The sequence below is a fragment of the Caballeronia calidae genome, assembly GCF_900044055.2.
GTDB lineage: Bacteria > Pseudomonadota > Gammaproteobacteria > Burkholderiales > Burkholderiaceae > Caballeronia > Caballeronia calidae.
In genome coordinates this window covers 56133-82206 of record NZ_FCOX02000030.1, presented here as the reverse complement: position 1 = coordinate 82206, position 26074 = coordinate 56133, and the positions used below count along the sequence as shown (strand labels likewise).

Genomic DNA, 26074 nt, shown 5'->3' with positions numbered 1-26074 from the left:
TTTTTTTTCAACGCTGCGTTCCACTTAAGCCGAGCAGGCCGCGAATCGCTTCCTCCGTCTGCGCATATCGCCCTTCGCCGAAGTGGCTATACACGATCTTCCCGTTCTGATCGATGAGATAGAACGCGGGCCAGTATTGATTGTTGTACGCGTTCCACGTCGCGTATCGATTGTCCTGCGCGACCGGATATTCGATTCCGTATTTCGCGACCGCCTTCTTCAGATTGCCGATATCCCGTTCGAACGCGTACTCGGGCGTATGCACGCCGACGACCACGAGTCCCTTGTCGCGATAGCGCGCATACCAGTCCTTCACATGCGGCAGCGTATGCGCGCAGTTGATGCAATCGAACGTCCAGAAATCGACGAGCACGACCTTGCCGCGCAACTGCTCGAGATCCAGCGGCGCGCTGTTGATCCAGTTATCGATGCCCGCGAAATCCGGCGCCTGCATGCCGCTCTGCTGCGCCGTAGCGGCACTGGACACATTCCCGGCTGATGTAAAAGCCGCAAGCCCCGCAACGGCGCCTGACGCTGCAACCATCGCGGTGACGACGGCGGCGATCTTGAGTCGATCGAACATGACGGGTTCTCCTTTGAGTCGACGTTGGAGCGTATTGAAACGCGCGGATGTATCGCGCGCGTGTCCCGCTTGGGCCCAATGTGAATCGCTCTGTATCGGCACGCGCGCCAGATACACGGCGATACAAAGCCGGCCGTTCGTATCGCCATGTATCCGCCGGCAGAGCCGATACACGGCGTTGCACGCGGCGCCGTTCCGGAAATTTCTGCGATACACGAACGCGCTGCAATACGCACATCGCCCCGGCATCCGTTGCCGGCTCGTCCAACCGCATTCCATGGAAGACCCATCTCATGTCACTCATCGTCATCGCATTTCTCGGCGGCGTGTTCACCGTGCTGAGTCCCTGCATCCTGCCGGTCGTGCCGTTCGTGTTCGCGCGTTCGGACAAGGCTTTCGTCACCGATCGGCTGCCGCTTCTCGCCGGACTCGCAGGCACGTTCGCGCTCGTGACCGGCATCGGTGTCGCCGGTCTCGCGGGTGCCGCGCAATTGAGCCAGTACGGGCGCTGGATCGCGCTCGCCACGCTCGCGCTCTTCGGCGCGGCGCTGCTGTTTCCGTCGATCGCCGAGCGCTTCACGCGTCCGTTGTCGGCGCTCGCGGATCGCTTCGTCGCGCATTCGCAGGCGCAGGGCACGACGCGCCGCATCGCCTCATCGATGCTGCTCGGCGCGGCGACCGGTCTCCTGTGGGCGCCGTGCGCTGGCCCGATCCTCGGCGTGATTCTCACGGGCGCGGCCTTGCATGGCGCGAGCTGGCACACGGCAGCAGCGCTCGCCGCGTATGCCGCGGGGGCCGCGAGTTCGCTTGCGGTGGCGTCGAGTCTCGGCAAGCGCGCGCTGGATAGGCTCAAGCGTTCGCTCGGCGTGGGCGAGCATCTGCGCCGCGCGATGGGCGCGCTCATCGTGCTGACCGTGGCCGCGATCGCGACAGGTCTCGACACCCGCATCCTCGCCTACGTGCCAAGTGCGCCGACGAACGGCATCGAAAGCCGGCTCGTCGGTGTGCTGAAACAGACGCAGGCTGCGCGCGAAGAACGGCAGGGCGCGCATATCGTCCGTCCGCAGCAGTTGTAATCGCATCGTCAGCCGCCGAGTCGGAGCTCGTCCATAACCAAAAGTACTGGTTTCGTCCAAGAAAATATCGTTGGCGACAGTATTTGCAGTTCGATATCGTTTGTGACGCGATGCCTCGCCTGGAAAAGTGTGAACGTGTCGATTTATTTCTGACTTCGAGAACGGCCGTGTTGTCGGGCTGGTGTCGAATACTTATATCAATGGAGACCGTATGACCGATTTTCTGTCCGCGAGCGAGTATCACCGGATCGCCCACGACCTGAAACTGCCGACTTCTGCGATCATCGACGGCAAGCTCTGCGGTGCGCTGTCGGGCGAAACGTTCACGACCACCAATCCCGCCACCGGCGAGCGCCTCGCGGACCTGCCGGCCTGTTCCAAGGCCGATGTCGATCTGGCTGTCGCAAGCGCGCGCACTGCATTCAACGACGGCCGCTGGTCGAAGCTGCACCCCGCTGAACGCAAGCACGCCATTCTCCGTCTCGCGGATCTCATCGAGAAAAGCACGCTCGAGTTGTCGGTGATGGAAAGTCTCGATGCGGGCAAGACCATTTTCGACTGTCAGACGGTCGATGTTCCCGAAACGGTCAATGTGCTGCGCTGGCATGCCGAGGCAATCGACAAGATCTACGACCAGGTCTCTCCGGCATCGGACAATCACATCTCGATGATCGTGCGTGAACCGGTCGGCGTCGTGGGTCTGGTGTTGCCGTGGAATTTCCCGCTGCTGATGCTGGCATGGAAAATCGGCCCGTCTCTCGCGGCAGGTTGCTCCCTCGTCGTGAAGCCCGCCGTCGAAACCTCGCTGACTACGATGCGCGTCGCCGAACTCGCGCTCGAAGCAGGCATTCCTGCCGGCGTGTTCAATGTCGTGACCGGCAGCGGCCGGTCGGTGGGCGAGTCGATCGGCCGCCATCCCGACATCGACATGGTGTCGTTCACCGGCTCGACTGCTACCGGGCGGCGATTCCTTTCCTACTCATCGGAAAGCAATCTGAAGGAAGTCGTGCTCGAGATGGGCGGGAAAAACCCCTGCATCGTGATGCCCGACGTAACGAATCTCGATGCCGTGGCGGAGCATGTCGTCAATGGCGCGCTCTGGAACATGGGCGAGAACTGCTCGGCGATTACAAGGTTGATCGTGCATCGCGACATCAAGGCTGCGCTGCTCGACAAGATGGTGACGCTCGCCGCGCAATGGCGCGTGGGCGACCCGCTCGATCCCGCTAACCGGGTCGGGCCGCTGGTTTCGAAGTCGCACTACGAGAAGGTTCAGTCCTATCTCTCTGACGATAACAATGTGCTTTTCGGCGGTCAGACGAGTGAAGGGCGCTATGTGCATCCGACCATCGTCGACGTTGCGAGCAACGACGCGAAGCTCGCGCGCGAGGAAATCTTCGGGCCGATCCTGTCGGTGATCACGGTGGATAGCTTGAAGGAAGCCATCGACGTCGCGAACGACACCGAATATGGCCTGTGCGCGTCCGTGTTCGCCGGCAATGGCAAGCGGGCATTGCGTGCCGCGCGTGCCATTCGCGCAGGCACCGTGACGGTGAACTCCTTCGGTGAGGGCGACATTACGACCCCGTTCGGCGGCTATAAGCAATCGGGCTTCGGCGGTCGCGATAACTCTCTGCATGCACACGACCAGTACACGCAGCTCAAGACCATCTGGCTCGATCTGAACGATGACGAAACGGATGAAGCGTAAGTGCGTGGGTGCACTGGCCTGCGCATCAGGCGGCATTCCGTCGATACGTCGGAAACGTTCTAGCCGACAGATGCCTGTCTGACTTCAAATAGCGGTACGGGACGGAAAGTCCCGTCCGATCATCGACAAGCGATGCAGTTCCAAAGCGCTGCATCGCAATCAGTTGACAACGAAACCCTGCCGTTCGTGCGACATGTGATCGCGACACGATTCGACTCGTCTTATCGAGTCGATAACTTCTGCATACCGGATTTAACTCGATGAAGGTCCGATGTCATTAGATGTCGTGCACCTATGCTTCGCGCGTATCAAATAAATAGAGCCCATCGCCTTGCCGCAACGATCGCGCGGGAATAAGGGACTCGCGTAGAGACCATTCGGCGCTGCAGCACGAGCGCACGAGCCGGGCATCCCACAGATGCCGGCTGAATGAAAACAGGAGGAGCTACTATGTCATTGCAGAACAATACTCTCACGAGCTTTGGCGATATCGCCGAGGCCGAGACATCCCTGGCGTTCAAACGACGCTTCATGATGAGGATGATTTTCGTCCTTACAGGCGGGATGTTTCTCGACGGCTATATCCTTGGGATAGTCGGCCCCGTGAGTGCCAGGCTAACCGCCGAACTCGGCGTCTCGACGTTCTGGGAAGGTCTGATCGCCGCCGGCGCATTGTTCGGCATCCTGTTCGGTTCTCCACTGGGCGGCTGGGCCGCCGACAAGTACGGCCGCAAACCGCTTTTCATGGCGGACATGGGTCTCTTCCTCATCTCTTCCGCGATGCAATTCTTCGTCAGCTCCCCGCTGGAGCTGTTCATCGTGCGCCTCATGATGGGCGTCGCGATCGGCGCTGAATATTCCGTTGGCTGGCCGCTCATGTCGGAATTCGCACCCTCGCGCCTGCGAGGACGGATGATGGGTTTGACTCAGATTGCCTGGTATGCCGGATTCATGATCGCCTTCGCTGTCGGTTTCTGGCTGAACGAATCGACCCACCTGGGCTGGCGGTTCATCCTGGGCACGAGCTCATTCATCGCGGCGATCCTGTTTGTTGCCCGCTTCGGACTGCCCGAGTCGCCGCGCTGGCTGTGGAACCAGAAGCGCGCCGGCGAGGCACGCGCGATTGCCCGCCGGTACATGGAGAGCGCCGCGGACGCAGCCGACGTCGAGCGCGAATGCACCGCCGTCACCGGTGTGAAGTTCGGGATGCTCTTCTCGCCGCAATACTGGCGAGCGACGCTGTTCATGTCGATGTTCTGGTTCTGCGCCGTGACGCCGTACTTCGCGATCGGCACATTCGCAGACAGCGTGCTTCAGAAATACGGCCTCGGGGGCGGGCTCGCCGGCGGGATCGGTCTCTCCGCGGTTGCTTTGGCTGGCGTCGTCGTGACGGTTCTGTTGATCGAAAAGCTCGGCCGCCGCACGCTGACCGTGCCGCCGCAATGGCTGTGCACCGTCGTCCTCGCGATGATCGGTCTGTGGACCGGCGCGCCGCCGGCGGCAGTGCTCGTGCTGTTCCTCGTCTTCTCCTTTTTCAACGCCGGATACAACACGTTGACCGGCATCTATCCCGGAGAGGTTTTCCCTACCGAGGTGCGCTGCATCGGAACAGGCTTCGCGGCTGCCGTCAGCCGGGTCGGAGCGGGTCTGGGCACGTTCCTTCTGCCCTGGTCGATGACCCACATCGGTCCCTCGGGGACCATGCTGATCGCTGCCGGCATTGCGGGTCTGGGCGCGGCATTGTCACAGTGGCTCGCGCCCGAGACCAAAGGCAAGAGCCTCTCGGAGACGGCGGCCGGTTTTACTCATTAGCAGCTCGCACATGGCTCGATTCATTAAAGGAGAGGCAATTGCAACGCGAACACTGTATCGATATGAAGGGTCAGGCTTCTTCCGGGCGCGACCGCGGCACTGAACAGACCGTCAACGCTGGCGAGACCAGCCGCAACTGGCCCTGGGCGGAAGCCGGCAGGCACTACGACTGGATGGACCGGCACTTTCCGTTCGAAGACGAAGTGAGCTCGAACGGAATGTAATGCTGTATGGATGGCGTCGGCGGGTGCGGCGCCATCATCGCTTTCATAACGAAAAGTCGCGCTACGCCCCAACAAAATATCGTTGGTGACGTAGAGCCCATTTCGATATCGTTGTGTCCAAGATACTTCTCGAAACAGCAACGCCGCTTCTCGGGAAAAAAATTAGCCTTCGACGAGCCGATTCTGGAGACAAGGTTTGCCGTTGGAGATGCGTTAAAAATAGTACAAGAGCACGAAATGTTTTCTGAACCGATGTTCGCTTCCCGGACTCCTGAGGCGCGCGATCCGTTCGGCGGAAGGGATTCAAAACAGACTCTCAGTTTTTGAAACGCCAGTTCGGTGCGGACGTCGATCGTCTGAACGTTCGCTCGAATGCCCGATGGCGCTGTGCATAAGCCGTTTCTCATGCCGGCCCGAATCGAAGTCGTGCGGACCGGAATCAACCCTTGGAATCGAGAATGCAGAAGGTCACTTCAACGCCTGCGGATGATTCCGCGTGTGGCTGGTATCACCTTAGCGGTCCCCGCACACCCCGGCCGTCGCACTCAGGGAAAAAGAACGCTCGATGGACGGTAGTCGGTGCCGGATATACCGGCCTGGCCGCTGCCCGGCAGCTCGCGCTGAATTTCCCCGATCAAGAGATCGTCCTGGTGGAAGCGCAGGAGGTGGGTTTTGGTACTGCCGGGCGAAATGCAGGCTTCGCCATCGATCTTCCGCACGATATCGGCGCGGACGACTATATCGGAGACATCGAGACGGCGAGGACGACGCTCCAGCTCAATCTGCTGGGGCAGTCGATACTTCGCAATATCGTCGAAGAGCACGGTATCGACTGTGCGATGCGAGCCTCCGGGAAGTATCAGGCCGCAGTCGAAAGCCGCGGCGTCGCCGTGCTCGATGCCTATCGCCGTGGCCTCGACAAGCTCGGTCAGCAATACGAGATGATCGAGGGCAGTGACTTGCCCGCGCACATCGGCACACGCTTCTACAAACGCGCGCTCTACACGCCCGGAACGATCCTCGTGCAGCCGTCCGCGCTGGTCAAAGGTCTTGCTGACAGTCTGCCTGCCAACGTCACGCTGTACGAGCGCACGCCAATTACCGAAGTGGAGTACGGCAAGAAGGTCGTGCTGGGACATGCCCAAGGGCAGATCGTCACCGACAAGCTCATACTCGCCAACAACGCGTTCGGCATGAGGTTCGGTTTCCTCAGACGATCCATGCTGCCGGTTTTCCTGTACGCGAGCCTCACCCGACCTTTGTCGGCGCAAGAGCAGGAGGCTTTGGGCGGCAAGGAATTCTGGGGCGTCATTCCGGCGGACCCGTTCGGCAGCACGGTGCGGCGTACGCATGACAATCGAATTCTGATTCGTAACAGCTTCAGCTTCAATCCCGATGGCCGGCCAAAGCAACAGTACCTGGCCCGGATGGCGAAGCGGCATGCATTGTCCTTCCAGCGAAGGTTTCCGATGCTGCCCGATGTCGGCTTCGATTACACATGGAGCGGATCGTTGGCGCTTTCGCAGAATCACGAAGGCTTCTTTGGCCAGCTGGGCCCCAACGTCTATGGCGCGCTGTGTTGTAACGGTCTGGGTATCACGAGAGGAACCGTGACCGGAACGCTTCTGGCCAACTGGATCGCGGGAAAGAGCAACGCGCTCGTCGAGCACTTGCTGAAGTCGCCGGGACCCAAGACGGCTCCGCCGGAACCATTTCTCTCACTGGGCGTGAACGCAACGCTATGGTGGGGGCAGCAGATGGCCGGTCTCGAGAGTTAAGCGCGGTTCTCTCAGTCATCAGTAGCGAAGCAGTTTGTAGAGCATGCAGATCATCACTCGTCCCTTTTTATAGCAGAGGCTGGAACATGAAATTCGAAGGCATTTACACTCCCGCGATCACGCCCTTGTCGAGCGATGGTTCCATCGATAACGAAGCATTTGCCGAGGTCATGGAGCATCTGATCGCGTCGAAGGTCCATGGCATCATCATTGGCGGTTCCACCGGCGAATACTATTCGCACACGCCGCAGGAGCGATTCGATCTGGCATCGCTGGCCAAAAAAATCATCGGTTCGCGGGTGCCGCTCATTGTCGGAACGGGCGCGATTCGCACTGAGGATTCGGTCGAGTACGCAAAGGCGGCGAAGTCGATAGGAGCCGACGCGATCCTCGTCAGCTCGCCTCCGTACGCGTTGCCGACCGAGGAAGAGAACGCCATCCATGCGCTCGCGGTGGATCAGGCAGCGGGCCTGCCAGCGATGCTCTATAACTATCCCGGTCGCACGAATGCGCTGATGGGACGAACGTTCTTCGAAACGGTCGTTGCGAAGTCGAAGAACTTCGTCGCCATCAAGGAGAGCTCGGGCAGCACGGGTCAGCTGCACATGCTCGCGCGGCACTTTCCGAGTATCAATCTCTCTTGCGGCTGGGACGATCAGGCGCTCGAGTTCTTTGCGTGGGGTGCTCGCAGCTGGGTATGCGCGGGCTCCAACTTCCTGCCCGAGGAACATATCGCGCTGTATGAAGCATGCGTGGTCGAGAAGGATTTCGACAAGGGCCGCCGCATCATGTCCGCGATGATGCCTTTGATGGATTTCCTCGAGGACGCGGGCAAGTTCGTTCAATCGATCAAGCAGGGATGCGAGTTGGCCGGGCTGCGTACCGGCGGATTGCGCACACCGTTGCAGCCGCTCGACGACGAGCAAAAGCAGGCGTTGAAGCAGATCGTGACCGCGCTCAAGGAAGAAGTGAAATCGGTCACCGCCGGCAAGTAAGAAGGAAATGCTCTGCGCCCGAGATCCGTCATGGATCTCCAGACGGAATAGATCGGGCGCAGAGTGACTCACGACGCTTATCCTGCTCGCCGCTTCTGAAGACGCCAGCCAATCAGTGCGAGCACCGCCGACGACCCGAGCGTCAAAACCACTTCCTGCCGATGATCCGGAGCGTTCACCATCACGACGAATGCGCCCGCAATCAAAAGAATCGCGACCATCGAAAGATACGGATGACCCCACATGCGGACCTTGAGAGAGCCCTCGCGAACGAGCCGGGCGCGGAGGCGAATCTGACTGAGCGCGATGATGAAATACACCAGCAATGCAATGGCGCCTGTCGTGGCCAGAAGCGTGTCGAAAACATACTTGGGTGCAATGTAGTTCGCGGCACATCCGGCGAAAGCGACGACGGTGGAAGCCAGCACTGCATTCGCAGGCACGCCCGCCCGGGTCGTCGATGTCACTAGCGAGGGCGCCTGTCCACGCGTGCCGAGCGAGAACAACATGCGCGATGCCGTATAGAGCGCGCTATTCAGGCAGCTTGCGACGGCCACGAGAATCAGCGTGTCGATGATCAACTTCGCATGCGGCACATGAAAGACTTCGAGCACGGCCTGATAGGAGCCGATGCTTGTCAGCGCGGGATCATTCCACGGTACGACCGAAATGATGATGGCGATCGAGCCGATATAGAAGAGCGAGATTCTCCACACGACCGATGTGATGGCATGCGCGATTTCTTTCGCCGGGTTCTCGGATTCGGCCGCGGCTATCGTGACGACTTCGGTGCCGAGAAAGGTGAACATCGTCGTGAGCAACGCGCCGACGACCGGTGCGAATCCGCGAGGAAGAAACCCTTCGTGCCCGGTCATGGTCGCGAGTGGCGTGAGATGGACATTCGGCAAGCCGCCCGCCAGCGCAATGATGCCGAGAATCACGAAGGCACTGATTGCCACGACCTTGATGAGCGCAAACCAGAATTCGAGTTCGCCGTAATTCTTCACGCTGAAGAGGTTGGTGGCGGTAAGAAGCACCGTCACGAGCACGCAGTACTGCCAGACTGCAAGTTGAGGGAACCAGCTATTCAGAATGTTGGCGGCCGCGGTAGCTTCCAGCGGAACCAGCAGCACCCAGAACCACCAGTACATCCATCCGATCGTGAAGCCCGCCCAGGGTCCGATGGCTTTCGAGGCATACGTCGAAAAAGAACCCGAGTCCGGCATGGCGCACGCCATTTCGCCCAGCATGCGCATCACGAGGACCACGAGAATGCTGGCGAAGACATACGCCAGAATGGCTGCCGGTCCGGCCTCCGCAATGGCATGTCCCGAGCCGACGAACAGGCCGGCACCGATGCTGCCGCCGATCGACAACATGACGACATGTCGTTGCCGCAGTCCGTGTCCGAGGTTGCTTCCGCTCTGAGAACTATCGATGGAACTGCCGGAATCACGCGCTTGTGTTGCTGCCCTCGCTGCATTGCTGCGTACACCGCTGCCGGGTGTAGGTGTCATAGCCTGTCTCCGTTATTGCTTCGATTTCCTTTGCCGTCTTTCGCGGTTCCTTATCGATCGATGCGTGCACAACGACTCATGTCGTTCTTCTATCTGGTGGTCTCAGCTGGAACGCACGGCGTGACGGCATTCGACGCGGGAATCAGCGTATCGACGACGGAACACTGTCACAAGCGAATTTATCGACTCGTGCATTCCGACGCGGAATAAATCGTCTATGGCGCGAACGTCTCGCGCACTGGCGAGCTTGTTCACGAAGATTGGCGAAAACGTCCTAGTCCAGGCGAGCTGTGTAGCGTCATTATTCGGGAGCTTCTTGCGGCATGGCGACACTCATTTGCCTTCACGCGACCGCGTGCACGAGGCATTGCGTCCCGAGCTATTCCCCGGTGATTCAAAACAATTGGTCGGTGGCGAAACACGCCTGATCCGGCGTCGCCGCTCTATAAGGACAGGGTTGGATGAGCAGCTTCAACGCGCGTCGTCTGGCGACGCTTCCGCCTCTGGAGACACTGATGTGTTTCGAGGCGGTGGCTCGTCTCGGCAGCTTCACGAGGGCGGCAAACGAGCTGTCCATCACACAGAGCGCAGCGAGCAAGCAGATCCGCACACTGGAAACCTTGCTTGGGTGCTCGCTTTTCGAGCGGCATACTCGCGCACTCAGTCTCAGTGAGTCAGGTCAACGGCTGTTCGATGACCTTCGACCACTTCTTTCAAGAATCCAGCACACCATCTCACGCGTCCGGCACGACGACCGGAACAGTTCGATCTCGGTGATCTGCACTCACGCGGTTGCACATTACTGGCTGCTTCCGCGGTTAGCGACCTTCGCTCGCGAATACCCTCAGATTTCGATCGATGTCAGTTCAACCAACTCCATCAACGAAAAGCGTTGCACTGATTATGCGTTTGGAATCCTGTATGGCGACGGTGAATGGAAGTCACTCGAAACGGTTCAGCTTTTTCCTGAAATCGTCTATCCCATCTACAGCCCAAGTCACTATACGGAGTCGATTCCGGAAAACGTCAGCGAACTCGCACAGTCTCCGCTGATCCATCTCGACTCCAGCGATTGGGATTGTCTGGACTGGAGAGACTGGTTTGCACAGTTTTCTTACGATTTCACACCAGCACCCTTTCTGACCTTCAATCAGACCGGGCTGGTCTACGAGGCGGCGCGTCTGGGGCTCGGCATCGGGCTTGGCTGGGACTTCATTGTGACGTCGCCGGTTCGAATAGGCGAGCTATGCGCGATCCCGGACATGGCACTGGTCACCGGGCGCCATGATCATCTCGTTCATCCGCGGGGCAAAGCGCTTACGAAGGACGAAGCGACATTTCGCGACTGGCTGATCGGCAGTGTCTGAATGCCGGTTTCGGTCTCGCACGGCTAACTTTATGTCATCGACGCCGCGATTTATTCGCGGCGTCTGCGCGTTTACCATCAGAAAAAGTCACCCCGGCGACCGCGCGTAGGTGCATTCCCTAGCGCCTCTCCTGAAGGCTCGCGCGGCAGACATCGTCAGCGCGCGAACCCATCACCCGCAAAGGCCCGCCAGCGCTGGCTCTGCGGCCGAAACACATCATTCCGCTTTTTTTAAACACTTTCTGCAACGTGCGCTTGCATTACCAGAAGTATCGAAAAGTGCTCAGAAAATGTCGGTGGGTGTTCGGAATTAGCCATGTACGCTTCATTCAACGCAAATGAACGCCGGAATGTTCCGGCAGCGCCAAATCCCTTCTCACTTGCTAGGTGGAATGACCCGATGATTCCCAACCTAACTCTCGCACCGAACGACGTCACGAATCAGGTTCCCTCGCAGTCGGGAACCGCATCGTCGGCCAAGTCGGTTGCGGCGTCCCAGACCGAAATCCTTACGGTCAAAAACCTCTCGAAGATCTTCGGCGCTAAGCCGGAGCGCGCGCAGGAGCTTCTGAATCAAGGCCACGGCCGTAACGAAATCTTCGCGCAGACCGGCAACATGGTCGCCGTCGACGATGTGAGCCTCGCCGTGAACGCAGGCGAAATCTTCGTCATCATGGGCCTCTCCGGCTCGGGCAAATCGACGCTCGTGCGTCTGCTCAATCGCCTGATCGAGCCGACCTCCGGACAGGTGATTCTCGAAGGCCGCGACATTGCGCCGATGAGCGCGCCCGACCTGCGTGCCGTGCGCCGCGAAAAAATGGCGATGGTGTTCCAGTCTTTCGCGCTGCTGCCGAACCGCACCGTCATCGACAACATCGCTTATGGCCTCGAAGTCGCGGGCAAGAAGAAAGCGGATCGTTATGAAGTGGCCCGCGCCGCGTTGACGCGCGTCGGTCTCGCTTCGTACGAGAAGCTGCTGCCAAGCGAGCTGTCCGGCGGCATGCAGCAGCGCGTCGGGCTGGCTCGCGCGCTGGCGGTCAATCCTTCCGTGCTGTTGATGGACGAGGCGTTCTCCGCGCTCGATCCGCTCATCCGCTTCGAAATGCAGAACGAGCTGTTGCGTTTGCAGAAGGAAGAGCAGCGCACGATCGTCTTCATCTCGCACGATATCGAAGAAGCGGTGAAGATCGGCGGGCGCATCGGCATCATGAAGGACGGCCGTCTGATTCAGGTCGGCACGCCGGCGGAACTCATCCAGTCGCCCGCCGACGATTACGTGCGCGACTTCTTCCGCAATGTCGACGTGTCGCGCTTCCTCGAAGCATCGAGCCTGATGACGAAGGTCGAGCGCGGACTCATCGCGTGCAACACGAGCGCACCGTCCGAGCGCTATCTGAACAGCCTCATCGACAGCGGCGCGGAGTGCGGCTATGTCTGCGATGAAACGGGCCGCTATCACGGTTGCGTGACGCCCGCGTCGCTGCACAAGACGGGCAGCCGGCCGATCAAGGACGCGTTGCTTCACGACGTCGCAGCAGTTCCGCTCACCGCGGATCTGCATCAACTCGCGGCCATCGCGCTCAGCCAGGAGCACGACGTGCCGGTCACCGATGAACAAGGCAGACTCGCGGGCGTGGTCTCATGCCGCACGATTCTCAAGCAGGTCATGGAGCGGAGGGCAGCATGAATTCATCGATCTTTGGAAAGTTCGCCGAAGACGTAGTCAACTTTCTTTTCTCGCATTTTCGCGGCGGTTTCGACGCATTCTCCGCGGGGCTCGGCGCGGTCATCAAGTTGCTCGAAGATGGTCTGAGCGCGGTGCCGTTCATCGCGATGCTCGTGATTCTCATGGCCCTCGCGCTGTGGAGAAAGGGTGTCGTGTTCGCGGTGTTCGTCGGCGCGGCGCTCTACGTGATCAATTACATGGGGCTCTGGGCGCAAACCGTGTCGACGCTGGCGCTCGTCGTCGCGGCGACCTTCTTCAGTCTCGTGATCGGCGTGCCGCTCGGCATCTGGGGCGCGCGTAACAAGCGCGTCGAAGTGATCCTGCGATCGCTGCTCGACTTCATGCAGACGATGCCCGCGTTCGTGTACCTGATTCCCGCCGTCATTCTGTTCGGTCTCGGCCGCGTGCCCGCGGTGATCGCCACGATCGTGTTCGCGATGCCGCCCGTCGTGCGGCTGACGACGCTCGGCATCCGGCAAGTGCGCGAGGAGTTGCTCGAAGCGGGACGCTCGTTCGGCAGCACGGATGCGCAACTGCTGTGGAAGATCCAGTTGCCCAACGCATTGCCGTCCATCATGGCGGGCGTGAACCAGACCATCATGATGGCGCTGTCGATGGTGGTGGTCGCATCGATGATCGGCGCGGGTGGTCTCGGCGAGTACGTGCTGAGCGGCATTCAGCGCCTCGATATCGGCATCGGTTTCGAAGGCGGTCTCGGCGTGGTGCTGCTCGCGATCATTCTCGACCGTCTGACGGAAAGCTTCGGCGTGAAGTCGAAGAAGAAGAAAAAGAAGGTCATCTCCACGCCGGCGAAATCCGCCCCGGCCGGAAACACTGCGCAAACCTGAAAGACACAGCGTCGCCCCTAATTTCATACTGAATCGTCAGATACGGAGTCCAAAATGAAAAACAGCTTCATCAAATCCTTGATCGTCAAAATCGTGACGCCGGCCATCGTGGCGTTCGGGGTCGGCGCGAGTCCGGCGATGTCCGCCGAGCCGATCAAGGTCGCCGTGACCAACTGGGCCGACGTGCTCGCGGTCGCCAACGTCGCGAAGTACGTGCTCGAAACCAAGCTCCAGCAGCCGGTGCAGTTCGTTCAGGCGGATATCGGCATCCAGTATCAGGGCGTGGCGCGCGGCGATCTCGACATCATGGTCGGCGGCTGGCTTCCGGTCACGCATGGCCAGTATGTGGCGCGCTACAAGGACAATCTCGACGACGTCGGCATCATCTATACCGGCGGCAAGAACGGCTGGGCCGTGCCGACCTACGTTCCCGAATCGCAGCTTTCGTCGATCGAAGATCTGAAGAAGCCCGAGGTGCAGAAGCAGCTCAATGGCGTGATCCAGGGCATCGAGCCGGGCGGCGGTCTCATGCAGGCGTCGGAGAAGACCATCAAGGCGTATGACCTGTCGGGCTACAAGCTGCAGTCATCGAGCGAGGCCGGCATGCTCGCGTCGATTCAGCGTGCGCAGGGTTCGAAGCAATGGATCGTCGCCACGGTGTGGAGCCCGCACTGGCTGTTCCAGAAATGGCAAATGCGTTATCTGAAGGACCCGAAGGGCACGCTCGGCGGCGAAGAGCAGGTCCATGCGTTCGCATCGAAGCAGTTCGCGAAGAAATTCCCGCGTGCCGATGTCTTCTTCAAGCACTTGAAGCTGACGCTCGCGGATGTCGAAGCGATCGAGTTCGAAGGCAATGCGACCAACGACTACGCCACGGCCGCGAAGAAATTCGTCGACGCGCATCCGGACAAGGTGAAGGCCTGGCTGGAACAGTGACGCAAGTTATCGCAACGCCTTCGGAGTATTTCCCGTGAACGAGTATTCGCGCTTCTTTGGCGAAAGCCTGCAGAGCCACGACCCCGTGATCGCATCGGAGATCGCTTTGGAGTTGCGCCGCCAGCAAACGCAGATCGAACTGATTGCATCCGAAAATATCGTGTCGTCGGCGGTGATGGAGGCGCAGGGCACGGTGCTGACGAACAAGTACGCCGAAGGTTATCCGTCGCGGCGTTACTACGGCGGATGCGAACATGTCGACCGCATCGAGGCCTTGGCGATGGACCGCGTGAAAGCGCTGTTCGATGCCGAATTCGCCAACGTGCAGCCGCATTCGGGTGCGCAGGCGAACGGCGCGGTGATGCTCGGGCTCGTCAAGCCGGGCGACACCGTGATGGGCATGTCGCTCGATGCGGGCGGGCATCTCACGCACGGCGCGCGTCCGGCGCTGTCGGGCAAATGGTTCAACGCGGTTCAGTACGGCGTGAGCGCGGATACGCTGCGCATCGATTACGACGAAGTGAGGCGGCTGGCCGAAGCGCATCGGCCGAAGCTCATCATCGCCGGATATTCGGCGTATCCGCGTGCGCTCGATTTCGCGGCGTTCCGCGAAATCGCGGACAGCGTCGGCGCATTGCTGATGGTGGACATGGCGCATATCGCCGGCATCGTCGCGGCGGGGCGGCATCAGAATCCGGTGCCGTTCGCCGATGTCGTCACGTCCACGACGCACAAGACGCTGCGCGGCCCGCGCGGCGGCTTCATCCTCACGAACAACGGCGACATCGCCAAGAAGATCAACTCGGCGGTGTTTCCCGGCCTGCAGGGCGGACCGCTCATGCATGTGATCGCGGGCAAGGCCGTCGCGTTCGGCGAAGCGCTGCGGCCGGAATTCATCGCCTATATCGACCGCGTGCTGCGCAACGCGCAAGTGCTCGGCAAGGTGCTGCAAGCGGGCGAACTGAGCCTCGTGACGGGCGGCACGGACAACCATCTGCTGCTCGTGGATCTGCGCGGCAAGCGCCTCACCGGCACGCAGGCGGAGAAGGCGCTGGAACGCGCGGGCATCACGTGCAACAAGAACGGCATTCCGTTCGATACCGAGAACCCGACGGTGACGTCCGGCATCCGTCTCGGCACGCCCGCCGCGACGACGCGCGGCTTCGGCGTCGCGCAGTTCGAGCAGGTCGGGGAGATGATCCTCGAAGTGCTGGCCGCGCTCGAACGCGATCCGAACGGCGACGCGCATATCGAACGTTCGGTCCGCGCGCGCGTGCGCGATCTGTGCATCCAGTTTCCCATCTATTCGCATACGGAAGCGCTCGTCTGACGCGTCGCGCTCGAGCCCACACACGATCCCATTCAACAGAGACATCATCATGAGCTTCGAAGGCGTACATACTCCGCTCGTCACTCCGTTCAAGGCGGATGGCGAAATCGATTACGACATGCTCGGCAAGCATGCCGCGAGTCTCGTGGGCCGCGTGTCGGGCATGGGCGTGGGCGGCACGACGGGCGAATACTATGCGCTCAGCTTCGAAGAGCGCGTGAAGACGTTCGATACGGTCGCATCGGCTGTCGGCGGCAAGACGTATCTCACGGCGGGCATCAATGCGACCACGACGAAGGAGGTGCTGCGTCTGGGACAAGAAGCGAAACGTGCCGGCTATGACGCGTTGCTGGTCGCGGCGCCTTACTACGCGCAGCCGACGCAGGACGAACTGCTCGATCACCTGCTGAAGGTCGACGACGCGCTCGACATGCCGATCATGCTGTACAACTTCCCGGCGCGCACGGGCACGGCTATCGGCGACGAAGTCCTCGACAAACTGCGCGACCGCCCGAACTTCGCGGCGATGAAGGAAAGCACCGGCGATATCGCGCATCTGCATCATCTCGCGACGCATCTGCCGGACCGTTTCGTTCTCAGCTGCGGCATGGACGATCAGGCGCTCGAGTTCTTCGCGTGGGGCGTGCGAAGCTGGGTCGCGGGCGCATCGAACTTCCTGCCGGAAGCGCATACGAATCTGCTCGACGCGTGCGTGAAGCGCGGCGATTTCCGCACCGGCCGCAAGCTCATGACGCAACTCCTGCCGGTGCTCGAATTGCTGGAACGCAGCGGCAAGTTCATCCAGTATGTACGTTATGGCTGCGAGCTCGCGAGCACGCGCGTCGGCAACGCGCGCGCGCCGCTCGGCACGCTCAACGACGAAGAGCGCAGCGCCTTCGCCAGGATCGTTCAACCCCTGCTGCGCAACGCTCAGTAAGACTCACGCGCATGGCCTCGAAACTGGACTTCGTGCGGTTTCCCGCACCGGATGGCGTCAACGGCTGGTGGGAAAGCCTGCCGCCCGCCGCGCCCGCGAACAGCGTGACGGGCGAGCAGCGCTTCGACTTCGTCGTGATCGGCGGCGGCATCACCGGGCTGTGCGCGGCGCGGCGGCTCGCGGAGCTTGCGCCGGATGCATCGGTGGCGCTCGTCGAGGCGGATCGCGTCGGGCGCTCCACGGCGGGGCGCAATTCCGGCTTCTTCGTCGATCTGCCGCACGACATCAGCAGCGAGAGCTACTCGCGCAGCGTCGAGGCCGACAAAGCCGATGTCCGCATGCAACGGCACGGCATCAACTATGTGCGCGACACGGTCAAACAGCACGGCATCGAGTGCGACTGGCGCGACGACGGCAAGTATCACGCGTCGGTGAACAAGAAGGGGCACACGGCGCTGACGCACTTCGCGGACGGACTCGCGCGCATCGACGAGCCCTGCGAATGGCTCGACGAAGCCGCGATCGCGAAAGTGACGGGCACGCGCTTCTATCAGAGCGCGCTCTTCACGCCGGGGTGCAGCACGGTTCAGCCCGCGGCGCTCATGCGCGGTCTCGCGGCCACGCAGCCGTCGAACGTGACGGTCTTCGAGCTGAGCGCGGTGAAAGCCATGGAGACGCGCGGCCAGACGAAGCTGTTGAGCTTCGCGAACGGAAAAATCGAGGCGAAGCGGGTCGTGCTGTGCACCAATGCGTATGCGGCGACCTTCGGCGGCCATCCGAACGGCTTGCTGCCGGTGTACACGTTCGCGTCGATGTCGCGCGTGATGAACGACGACGAGATCGCGCGGCTCGGCGGAACGAACTCGTGGGCACTGATTCCCGCCGACCCGATGGGCACGACCGTGCGCCGTCTCGCGACGAACCGTCTTTGCGTGCGCAACCATTTCGCGTTCCGGCCGAATGTCTCCGTGTCGGAGCACGATCTCGCGAAGGCGAAGCATCTGCATCAGCGCTCGTTCGACCGGCGCTTTCCGATGCTCGAGGACGTCGAGCTGCAATACACGTGGGGCGGCGCGCTGTGCCTGTCGACGAACAATGGCGCGCTCTTCGGCCAGCGCGAGGACGGCGTGTACGAAGCGGTCGGCTGCAACGGGCTCGGCCTGAGCCGCGGCTCGGCGGCGGGCAAGCTCATCGCGGAACATGCGCTCGGGCAATCGAACGATCTGATCAATCAATTGCTGAAACAGCCGCATCCGCGTTCGCTGCCGATCCGGCCGATTGCGGACGTCGCGGTATCGGCGGCGATCTGGGTGAAGGAATTCTCGGCGGGCGCCGAACTTTGACTCTGTGAGGACATGACATGAGCACGCATCAGGAATGGCAGCGCATGGCGGAAAAGCTGTCGCTGGACGGCCGCGCCGTCATCGCCGGGCAACGCTGCAATGCCGCGTCGGGTGAGACCTTCGGCACGCTGAATCCGTCGACGGGCAAGGTGCTCGCGGAAGTCGCGAAGTGCGACGCGAAAGACATCGACCGCGCGGTCGTCGCGGCGCGCGAGGCGTTCGAATCGGGCGTGTGGTCGAAGGCCGCGCCCGCGCAGCGCAAGGCGGTCCTGCTGCGTCTCGCGCAACTGATCGACGACAACGCCGACGAGCTCGCGCTCCTCGAAGCGCTCGAAGCGGGCAAGCCGATCAGCGAATGCATGGGCCTCGATATCCCCGAATCGGCGGCGTGCATCCGCTGGCATGCCGAGGTCACGGACAAGCGTTACGACGCGCTGTCGCCGTCCGGCGCGAGCGTCGTGAGCATGATCACGCGCGAGCCGATCGGCGTCGTCGGCGCGGTGCTGCCGTGGAATTTTCCGGCGCTGATGCTCGCGTGGAAGATCGGGCCGGCGCTGTCGGTGGGCAACAGCGTCATCGTCAAGCCCGCGGAGCAGACCTCGCTGTCGACACTGCGCATCGCCGATCTCGCGCTCGAAGCGGGCTTGCCGCCCGGCGTGTTCAGCGTCGTGACGGGTTTCGGCGAAGGCGCGGGGCAGGCGCTCGGCGTGCACGCGGACGTCGATCTCATCGCATTTACGGGCTCGACGGAAACCGGCAAGCGCTTCCTGCGCTATTCCGCCGATACGAACCTGAAGCGCGTCGTGCTCGAATGCGGCGGCAAGAATCCGCAAGTCGTCTTGCCCGATGTCGCGAATCTCGATGCCGTCGCGGAGCAGGCCGTCGCCGCCGCGTTCTGGAACATGGGCGAGAACTGCAGCGCCGGCTCGCGCATTCTGGTGCATTCGAGCCAGAAGGCCGAACTGCTGCAAAAGATGCTGGCCGTGCTCGATGGCTGGAAAACCGGCGATCCGCTCGATCCCGACGTCAAGCTCGGCTCGCTCATCGAGGAAGGGCATTACCGCAAGGTGCTCGGCCACATCGAGAAGGCGAAGGCGGAGGGCGCGCGCGTGGCCTGCGGCGGCAATGCGACGCTGACGGAAACGGGCGGCTGGTTCGTCGAGCCGACCATCTTCGACAACGTCACGCCCGAGATGAGCATCGCGCGCGACGAGGTCTTCGGCCCGGTCCTGTGCGTTATCGAATATGCTGACGTCGACGAGGCCGTGCGCATCGCGAACGATACGTGCTACGGCCTCGCGGCATCGCTGTGGACCGACAACGTGAACCAGGCGCACAAGATCGCGGCGCGCATCCGCGCGGGCACCGTGACCGTGAACTGCTTCGGCGAGGGCGATCTGTCGACGCCTTTCGGCGGCTTCGGGCAGTCCGGCTTCGGCGGACGCGACAAGTCGGTCTACGCGCACGATCAATATTGCGAGCTGAAGACGACCTGGCTGAAGCTCGACTAACAACAGACGAGGCACCATGCGCGCAGGCTTCATCGGCACCGGCGCGATCACGCAGGCAGTCGTGACCGGCATGATCCGTTTCGGCGTTCCCTTCGAGCGCATTGCGTTGTCGCCGCGCAATGCGCAGATCGCGGCGCAACTCGCATCGCTCGATTCACGCGTGGAGGTTTGCACGAGCAATCAGGCGGTGCTCGATGCATCGGATGTCGTGTGCCTCGCCGTGCTGCCGCAGATCGCAGCGGATGTACTGGGCGAGCTGACCTTCGATGCGCGGCATCACGTCATCAGCTTCATCGCGGCGAAGTCGATCGACGATATTCGCGCGCTCGTGCGCCGCTCGGCCAAGGTCGTGCGCACCGTGCCGCTTCCGGCGGTGGCGTCGGGCAAGGGCAGCACGGCCATCTGCCCGCGCGACGACATCGCGCGGGCGCTCTTCGCCCCGCTCGGCGAAGCGGTCGAAGTCGACAACGAACATCAGTTCGACGCCCTGTCCGCCGTGACCGCGACGATGGCGAGCTTCTTCGCGCTGCTGGAGGAGCAGGCGTCGTGGCTCGTGCGGCAAGGGCTGCCGTATGCGTCTGCCCGTTCCTTTTTGTCGGGCTATCATGTGGGGCTCGCTCATGAAACGACGCAAGGCACGGAGCCCTTCTCGGCGATGATCGGGCAAGCGAGCACGCCCGGCGGCCTCAACGAGCAGTTCGACCGCGAGTTGTCGGCGCGAGGCACGTACGCGCATTACTCGGAGGCGCTCGATGGCATCATGCGCCGCGTGCAAGGGCGTGTATGAGCGCGCGGGATACGTATAACAAACGATAAGTCCAAGCATCCGGCGCCGAAGGGCGCATGCGAGCCCCTGGAAGGTGATTCACATGCAGAAGAAACAGCAGTTCGCGGACCGGCTTCTCGCCCAGATGCCATCCTTGCGCGCGCTCCGGTGCTTCGTCACCGCAGCGCGTTACGAGAGCTTCACGCAGGCGGCGGAAGTGTTGTGCGTCACGCAGGCGGCGGTGAGCCGGCAGATCAAGGAGCTGGAAGACACGCTCGAAGTCGCGCTGTTCGAGCGCACCGGCCGGCATATCGCGCTGACCGACGCGGGCCGCATTCTCTACAACGCGTCGTATCTGTCGATCATGAACATCGCGGAGGCGGCGCAGGCGGTGCGGCGCGTCGACCGTCACGCGCTGACGCTCTGCATCTCCCATACGTTTTCCGCGCTCTGGCTTTCATTCAGATTGCCCGCGTTTCGCCAGCGCTTTCCGAACATCCGCCTTCATGTGATGGTGACCGAGCACTTCATGGAGCTCGACGATCTCATGGAGCCGGATGTCATCATCACGAAGAACCCGCCGCGCGAAGCGGAATACGAAGTCGAGCCGCTCTTTCACGACATCGTTTATCCGGTATGCAGCGTTCCGTTTCATGAGCGCTATTTCCATGGGCGCACGCTGAAGCCGCTCGATCTGCTTGCGCATCCCACGCTGAGCCTTTCGCTGCTCGGGCGCGCGCAGGTGTGCGAGCACGTCGACTGGCGCGTGTGGAAGAACTGGTATCAGCAGGGCGACGGCTCCGAGCGTCTCGATCAGCACGACGATCTCGAGAGCAACGACTATCGCCTGCTCGTCGCGCAGGCCGAAGCGGGCGAGGGCACCTTGCTCGGCTGGCATCATCTCGTGCATCGTCAGGTCGAGCAGAAAAAGCTGGTTCGTCCCGTCGACGATGCGCTCGTGTTCCACGATCGCCATCACTATCTGATCACGCATCGCAATGCGAAGTCGCGCCCGGAATATCTGCAGTTCCGCCAATGGCTCGACGAGGAAATCGCCACGATGATGCAGGGATGGCCCGCGGATCAAACGAAGGCCGTCGAGTGAGCGCCGCCCATGAAACCGGCAACCGAAAAAACCAAGGGCTATCGGCGGCTCATTCCCTCGGTGACCGCGCTCGTCGAATTCGAGGCCGTCGCACGGCTCGGCAGCTTCACGCTCGCGGCGCATGAACTGGGCGTCACGCAGGCGGCGGTGAGCCGGCAAGTGCGATTCCTCGAAGAGACGCTCGGCACGCGGCTCTTTCACCGGCTGCATCGCGCGATCGAACTGACCGATGAAGGCGAGGCGTTGTACCGCGTGGTCGCCGAATCGATGCAGAAGATCGCGAGCGTGTTCGACCGCCTCGCGCGCGGCCCCGTGCAGCAGGAACTCGTGCTCGCGGCGACCTCCGCGTTCTCGCACTTCCGGCTGTTGCCGCGCCTCGCGTCGCTCAAGGCGGCGCAGCCCGATCTGCAACTGCGTCTTTCCACGCAGATGTTCACGGCGGACCTGCGGCACAAGGAAATCGATGTCGCCGTGCGCTTCGGCAACGGCACCTGGCCGGACGGCACCGCGACCTTGCTCTTCGACGAGGAGACGTTCCCGGTCTGCTCGCCGTCATGGCTCGAGACACGGCCCGAGCCGGCTTCGCTGGAGGAGTTGGCGGGCGCGGTGCTCATCGAATCGGATTCGACCACCGAAGGCTGGATGGGCTGGGAAGAGTGGTTCCTCGCGGTCGGCTTCCGTCCGATGCGGCTCAACTTCGCGCTGCGCTGCAGCCTCTACACCGATGCGATCCAGGCCGCGCGTTTCGGCCAGGGCATCGCGCTCGGCTGGGGCCGGCTCGTTCAGGATTTTCTCGCGAGCGGCGAGCTCGTCAGGCTGCCGGTGGCGTCGTTCAAGCCGACGGATTCCTATTACGCCGTGGTGCCGCACGGGCGCACCATCACGCCCGCCATCGACGGTCTGATCAATTGGCTGCGCGAGGGCGCAACACCAAGCCCGGCGCGGCTGACAGACCCGAGCGCGCACGCATAACCCAAAGTTATCCGTCTCAGAAAATAAAGCGCGTTGACGCTGTTTTTCATCGATCCAATACTCAGGATAGCGCGGGACCATTCGAAGTCCCGATATCCCTGAACGTTGGAGAACGACGATGTCCGAAGTGCAAATCAAAAGTCATGGCGAATTGATCCGCAGCCGCGAGCCTGGTCATGGCCTGCCGGGCGAGCTGTTTGGCCGTCAGGATGTGTTCGAGAAGGACGTCGAGGTCTTTTTCCAGAAGCACTGGATTCTGGTCGGCGTGACGTCGGACGTGCCCGAGCCGGGCGATGTCTCGACCGTCGATATCGGCCGCGCCTCGATCATCATCGTTCGCGACGACGACGAAAATATCAGCACCTATCGCAACGTCTGCCGCCATCGGGGCGCGCGGCTGAAGGAGGCGGGCAAGTCCACCGTCGGCATGCTCGTTTGCCCGTATCACCAATGGACCTACGATCTCGACGGCAGCCTGCGCCACGCCGCGCACATGGGCAAGGATTTCGATCCGAAGTGCCGCAGCCTGATGCCGGTGCATACGCGCATCGTCGGGACGCATATTTTCGTGTGCCTCGCCGATGAAGCGCCCGCCGATATCGCGAAGCTCGACGACACGATGGCGCCGCGCTTCGCGCCCTACGATCTGCAGAACACGAAGATCGCGTTCGAATCGGAGATCATCGAGAACGGCAACTGGAAGCTCGTGATCGAAAACAATCGCGAGTGCTATCACTGCGCGGGCACGCATCCTGAGCTGACGGCATCGTTCCTGCCGGAGGACTTCGGCTTCTGCCCGGAGAATCTCACGGAAGAATCGCTGCGCGAACTCGAGGATTACAAGGCGCGCAACGCGGCATGTCAGGCAAGCTGGGAAAACGACGGCTTCACGAGCGCGACCGTCGAATGGCTGGAAGAAGATGCCGTGACGCAGTTCAGGACGCAGCAGCTCGTGATCGCGGGACACGGCGAATCGCAGACGATGAGCACCAAGGTTGCGAGCGAAAAGCTGCTCGGCAATCTCACGCGGCGCGATCTCGGCGACACGCACCTCTGGACGCACAACTCATGGACGCACGTGATGAGCGACCATGCGGTGGTGTCGTACATCATTCCGCTCGCGCCGGACAAGACGCTCGTGCGCTCGAAGTGGCTCGTGCACGCGGATGCCGTCGAAGGCGTCGATTATCAGATTCAGGACCTGACCGAAGTGTGGGTCGCGACGAACGCGCAGGACAAGCATCTCGTCGAGATCACGCACGAGGGCACGCAGGATCCGGCCTACAAGGCGGCCGTGTTCTCGCCGTTCACGGAGAGCTATGTCGAGCAGTTCTCGCGCTGGTACGCCGCGCGCCTGAACGCGCACGGCGTCTGACGGCGGCGCGGCACGCTCAGTGATCGGTCAGAAAGGTCGGGTGACGGGCGCGAATCTCGTCCACCTGACCGAGCGTGCCCGACAGATGCTTGCGCAACGCGGCATCGGCGGCATCGGGATCGCCTTTTTCGATGGCATCGACGATCTCGGTGTGATCGCGCACCACGGCCATCGTCTTGCCCTCGACGGGCAGATGCAGACGGCGCAGCCGGTCGATATGGCCGCTCAGCCTGCGCACCAGGTCCCATAGCTGCGGCACGCCCGCGGCTTCATACATCTGCCGATGAAACGCCTGATCGAGCGATGAGAACTGCTCGACGTCCTTCGGCTCCAGCCATTCCATCTGCTCCGCGATCGTCGCGCGCAGCCGTGCGACCAGCGACTTCCTGTGCTCGCGCGCGAGCGTGCGCACGACTTCCAGTTCGATCGAGCGGCGCAGAAAGTGCGCCTGCAACGCCGACGCCACGCTGATCTGGCTCACGACCGTCGCGTGCTGCGGAAAGATATCGACGAGTCCTTCCTCGCCGAGCTTCATCAGCGCGTCGCGCACGGGCGTCTGGCTCAGGCCGTAGCGCGTCGCCAGTTCGGTGCGCGAGAGCACCGTGCCCGGCTCCAGTTCGAGCGAGACGATCATTTCGCGCAGCCGCTCGAAGACTTGCGGCGCGGCGTGACGGGACCGGTCGAGGCGATGAACGGTGGCGGTGGAAGCGGCGTTTTTCATATGGGCGCGAAACGAAAGGCGACTGAAACATTAGTACTATAGCCGCGCCGAGGGCCGATTGGCGTGCCGTCGTGGAATGCGGCCGTCAGCGTTAACCCGGCTGACACACTAATATATTAGTGCTTTACCATTCGGTTATTCTCGCTACTTCCGGAAGCCGACATGACCCGCGACATTGCCATCACCCAGGTTCGAATCACCCCGATCGCCTTTCGCGACGGCCCGCTGCTGAACGCCGCGGGAATCCATGAGCCGTGGGCGCTGCGGGCTATCGTCGAGCTGGAGACGAGCGACGGGCGCGTGGGCATCTCCGAGACTTACGGCGACGAGCCGATGCTGCGCGTGCTCGATCAGGCGAAGGACCTCGTGATCGGCCTTTCGCCGTTCGATCTGAACCGGATGGAAGAGCGCGTGCGCGCGACGATCACGGCGACGCCCGGCGCCGTCGAATTCGAGCTCGCGCCCGGATCGCATGCCGCGAAGAATGCGCCGAAGGTCATCAGCACGCTCGAAGTGGCGATGCTCGACCTGCAAGGGCAGATCGTCGGCGCGCCGGTCGTCGATCTGCTGGGCGGCAAGGTGCGCGATGCCGTGCCCTACAGCGCGTATCTCTTCTTCAAGTACGCGGAGCACATCGACAAGCCGTATGCGCCCGACGCGTGGGGCGAGGGCATCAGCCCGGAGCAGATCGTCGCGCAGGCGCGGCGCATGATCGACCTGTACGGTTTCCAGAGCATCAAGCTGAAGGGCGGCGTGTTCGAGCCGGCGCATGAAATCGCCTGCATGCAGGCGCTCGCGAAGGCGTTCCCCGGCATGCCGCTGCGTCTCGATCCGAACGCGAACTGGACGCTCGAAACCAGCATCAAGGCCGCGCCCGAGCTCGACGAGATCCTCGAATACTACGAAGACCCGTGCCCCGGCCTCGAAGGCATGGCCGAACTGCAAAAGCACACGAAGCTGCCGCTCGCGACCAACATGGTCATCACGACGATGGACGACTTCCGCCGCGGCTGCAACATGGGCTCGATCAAGGTGCTGCTCTCCGATCACCATTACTGGGGCGGCCTGCGCGCCACGCAGACGCTCGCGCGCATGGCCAAGCTGTGGGGCTTCGGCATGTCGATGCATTCGAACTCGCACCTCGGCATCAGCCTCATGGCGATGACCCACGTCGCGGCGAGCGTGCCGAACCTCACATATGCATGCGACACGCACTACCCGTGGCAGGAAGAGGAAGTGATCAAGGGCGGCCGCGTCGTGTTCGACAACGGCGCGGTGCGCGTGCCGACGACGCCGGGCCTCGGCGTCGAGCTCGATCGCGAGAAGCTTGCGGAGCTGCACGAGCAATACCTCACGTGCGGCGTGCGCAATCGCGACGACCTCTCGCAGATGCGCAAGTATCAGCCGGAGTTCACCGGCAAGAACCCGCGCTTCTAAACCAA

23 protein-coding genes are annotated in these 26074 nt (G+C 61.9%); 20 read left to right on the top strand and 3 right to left on the bottom strand.

Going from position 1 to position 26074, the window contains the following annotated elements; all coding sequences use genetic code 11:
- Nucleotides 1-7: 7 nt before the first annotated feature.
- Nucleotides 8-583 (bottom strand): thioredoxin family protein, encoded by a 576-nt coding sequence (locus AWB78_RS24675; RefSeq protein ID WP_062608610.1) that lies wholly within the window; start codon nt 581-583, stop codon nt 8-10.
- Between the two features lie 293 nt (nt 584-876).
- On the opposite strand from AWB78_RS24675, the gene AWB78_RS24670 reads away from it, so the two are divergent.
- From AWB78_RS24670 to AWB78_RS24645, 7 genes are all read left to right on the top strand, one after another.
- A complete protein-coding gene (locus AWB78_RS24670; RefSeq protein WP_232477852.1) occupies nt 877-1659 on the top strand; it encodes a cytochrome c biogenesis CcdA family protein in 783 nt (260 codons plus the stop codon).
- 211 nt (nt 1660-1870) lie between these two features.
- Nucleotides 1871-3370 (top strand): aldehyde dehydrogenase, encoded by a 1500-nt coding sequence (locus AWB78_RS24665; protein WP_062608609.1) that lies wholly within the window; start codon nt 1871-1873, stop codon nt 3368-3370.
- A 450-nt stretch (nt 3371-3820) separates the two neighbouring features.
- On the top strand, nt 3821-5182 hold the full coding sequence (locus AWB78_RS24660) for an MFS transporter (RefSeq protein WP_062608608.1): 1362 nt from the start codon (nt 3821-3823) through the stop codon (nt 5180-5182).
- Between the two features lie 38 nt (nt 5183-5220).
- Entirely contained in the window at nt 5221-5406 is a 186-nt protein-coding gene (locus AWB78_RS46720) for a hypothetical protein (protein ID WP_157697618.1), read from the top strand.
- Nucleotides 5407-5412: 6 nt separating this feature from the next.
- Nucleotides 5413-5733 carry a hypothetical protein gene (locus AWB78_RS24655; protein WP_062608607.1) on the top strand — a complete coding sequence of 107 codons (321 nt, stop codon included), beginning with the start codon at nt 5413-5415 and terminating at the stop codon, nt 5731-5733.
- 131 nt (nt 5734-5864) lie between these two features.
- A complete protein-coding gene (locus AWB78_RS24650; protein WP_062608606.1) occupies nt 5865-7184 on the top strand; it encodes an NAD(P)/FAD-dependent oxidoreductase in 1320 nt (439 codons plus the stop codon).
- An 86-nt stretch (nt 7185-7270) separates the two neighbouring features.
- Nucleotides 7271-8179 (top strand): dihydrodipicolinate synthase family protein, encoded by a 909-nt coding sequence (locus AWB78_RS24645; protein WP_062608605.1) that lies wholly within the window; start codon nt 7271-7273, stop codon nt 8177-8179.
- A 77-nt stretch (nt 8180-8256) separates the two neighbouring features.
- Here the strand turns inward: AWB78_RS24645 and AWB78_RS24640 are convergent, their stop codons facing one another.
- On the bottom strand, nt 8257-9618 hold the full coding sequence (locus tag AWB78_RS24640) for an amino acid permease (protein ID WP_074173531.1): 1362 nt from the start codon (nt 9616-9618) through the stop codon (nt 8257-8259).
- Between the two features lie 539 nt (nt 9619-10157).
- Here AWB78_RS24640 and AWB78_RS24635 point away from each other — a divergent pair.
- The 12 genes from AWB78_RS24635 to AWB78_RS24580 all read left to right on the top strand — a co-directional run bounded on the left by AWB78_RS24635 (nt 10158) and on the right by AWB78_RS24580 (nt 23911).
- Complete coding sequence (locus AWB78_RS24635; RefSeq protein ID WP_062608603.1) at nt 10158-11063, top strand: LysR substrate-binding domain-containing protein; 906 nt, start codon at nt 10158-10160, stop codon at nt 11061-11063.
- Nucleotides 11064-11462: 399 nt separating this feature from the next.
- Nucleotides 11463-12749: a quaternary amine ABC transporter ATP-binding protein gene (locus tag AWB78_RS24630; RefSeq protein ID WP_062608602.1), complete on the top strand. Its 1287-nt coding sequence runs from the start codon at nt 11463-11465 to the stop codon at nt 12747-12749.
- Nucleotides 12746-13636, top strand: coding sequence for an ABC transporter permease (locus AWB78_RS24625; RefSeq protein ID WP_062608601.1), 891 nt, complete (start codon nt 12746-12748; stop codon nt 13634-13636). The genes AWB78_RS24630 and AWB78_RS24625 overlap by 4 nt, the downstream gene beginning before the upstream one ends.
- Before the next feature lie 54 nt (nt 13637-13690).
- Nucleotides 13691-14572 (top strand): glycine betaine ABC transporter substrate-binding protein, encoded by an 882-nt coding sequence (locus AWB78_RS24620; RefSeq protein ID WP_062608600.1) that lies wholly within the window; start codon nt 13691-13693, stop codon nt 14570-14572.
- Nucleotides 14573-14606: 34 nt separating this feature from the next.
- Nucleotides 14607-15902, top strand: coding sequence for a serine hydroxymethyltransferase (glyA, locus tag AWB78_RS24615; protein ID WP_062608599.1), 1296 nt, complete (start codon nt 14607-14609; stop codon nt 15900-15902).
- A 49-nt stretch (nt 15903-15951) separates the two neighbouring features.
- Nucleotides 15952-16839: a dihydrodipicolinate synthase family protein gene (locus AWB78_RS24610; RefSeq protein ID WP_062608598.1), complete on the top strand. Its 888-nt coding sequence runs from the start codon at nt 15952-15954 to the stop codon at nt 16837-16839.
- Between the two features lie 11 nt (nt 16840-16850).
- Nucleotides 16851-18182: an NAD(P)/FAD-dependent oxidoreductase gene (locus AWB78_RS24605; protein ID WP_062608597.1), complete on the top strand. Its 1332-nt coding sequence runs from the start codon at nt 16851-16853 to the stop codon at nt 18180-18182.
- A gap of 17 nt (nt 18183-18199) precedes the next feature.
- Complete coding sequence (locus AWB78_RS24600) at nt 18200-19693, top strand: aldehyde dehydrogenase (RefSeq protein ID WP_062608596.1); 1494 nt, start codon at nt 18200-18202, stop codon at nt 19691-19693.
- Nucleotides 19694-19709: 16 nt separating this feature from the next.
- Nucleotides 19710-20480 carry a pyrroline-5-carboxylate reductase gene (locus AWB78_RS24595; RefSeq protein ID WP_062608595.1) on the top strand — a complete coding sequence of 257 codons (771 nt, stop codon included), beginning with the start codon at nt 19710-19712 and terminating at the stop codon, nt 20478-20480.
- 82 nt (nt 20481-20562) lie between these two features.
- Nucleotides 20563-21564, top strand: coding sequence for a LysR family transcriptional regulator (locus AWB78_RS24590; RefSeq protein WP_062608594.1), 1002 nt, complete (start codon nt 20563-20565; stop codon nt 21562-21564).
- 9 nt (nt 21565-21573) lie between these two features.
- Nucleotides 21574-22536, top strand: coding sequence for a LysR substrate-binding domain-containing protein (locus tag AWB78_RS24585; protein ID WP_062608593.1), 963 nt, complete (start codon nt 21574-21576; stop codon nt 22534-22536).
- 118 nt (nt 22537-22654) lie between these two features.
- On the top strand, nt 22655-23911 hold the full coding sequence (locus AWB78_RS24580) for an aromatic ring-hydroxylating oxygenase subunit alpha (protein WP_062608592.1): 1257 nt from the start codon (nt 22655-22657) through the stop codon (nt 23909-23911).
- Nucleotides 23912-23927: 16 nt separating this feature from the next.
- On the opposite strand, the gene AWB78_RS24575 is transcribed toward AWB78_RS24580, so the two are convergent.
- Nucleotides 23928-24632: a GntR family transcriptional regulator gene (locus AWB78_RS24575; protein ID WP_062608591.1), complete on the bottom strand. Its 705-nt coding sequence runs from the start codon at nt 24630-24632 to the stop codon at nt 23928-23930.
- Nucleotides 24633-24794: 162 nt separating this feature from the next.
- On the opposite strand from AWB78_RS24575, the gene AWB78_RS24570 reads away from it, so the two are divergent.
- Entirely contained in the window at nt 24795-26069 is a 1275-nt protein-coding gene (locus tag AWB78_RS24570) for a glucarate dehydratase family protein (protein ID WP_062608590.1), read from the top strand.
- Nucleotides 26070-26074: the final 5 nt, after the last annotated feature.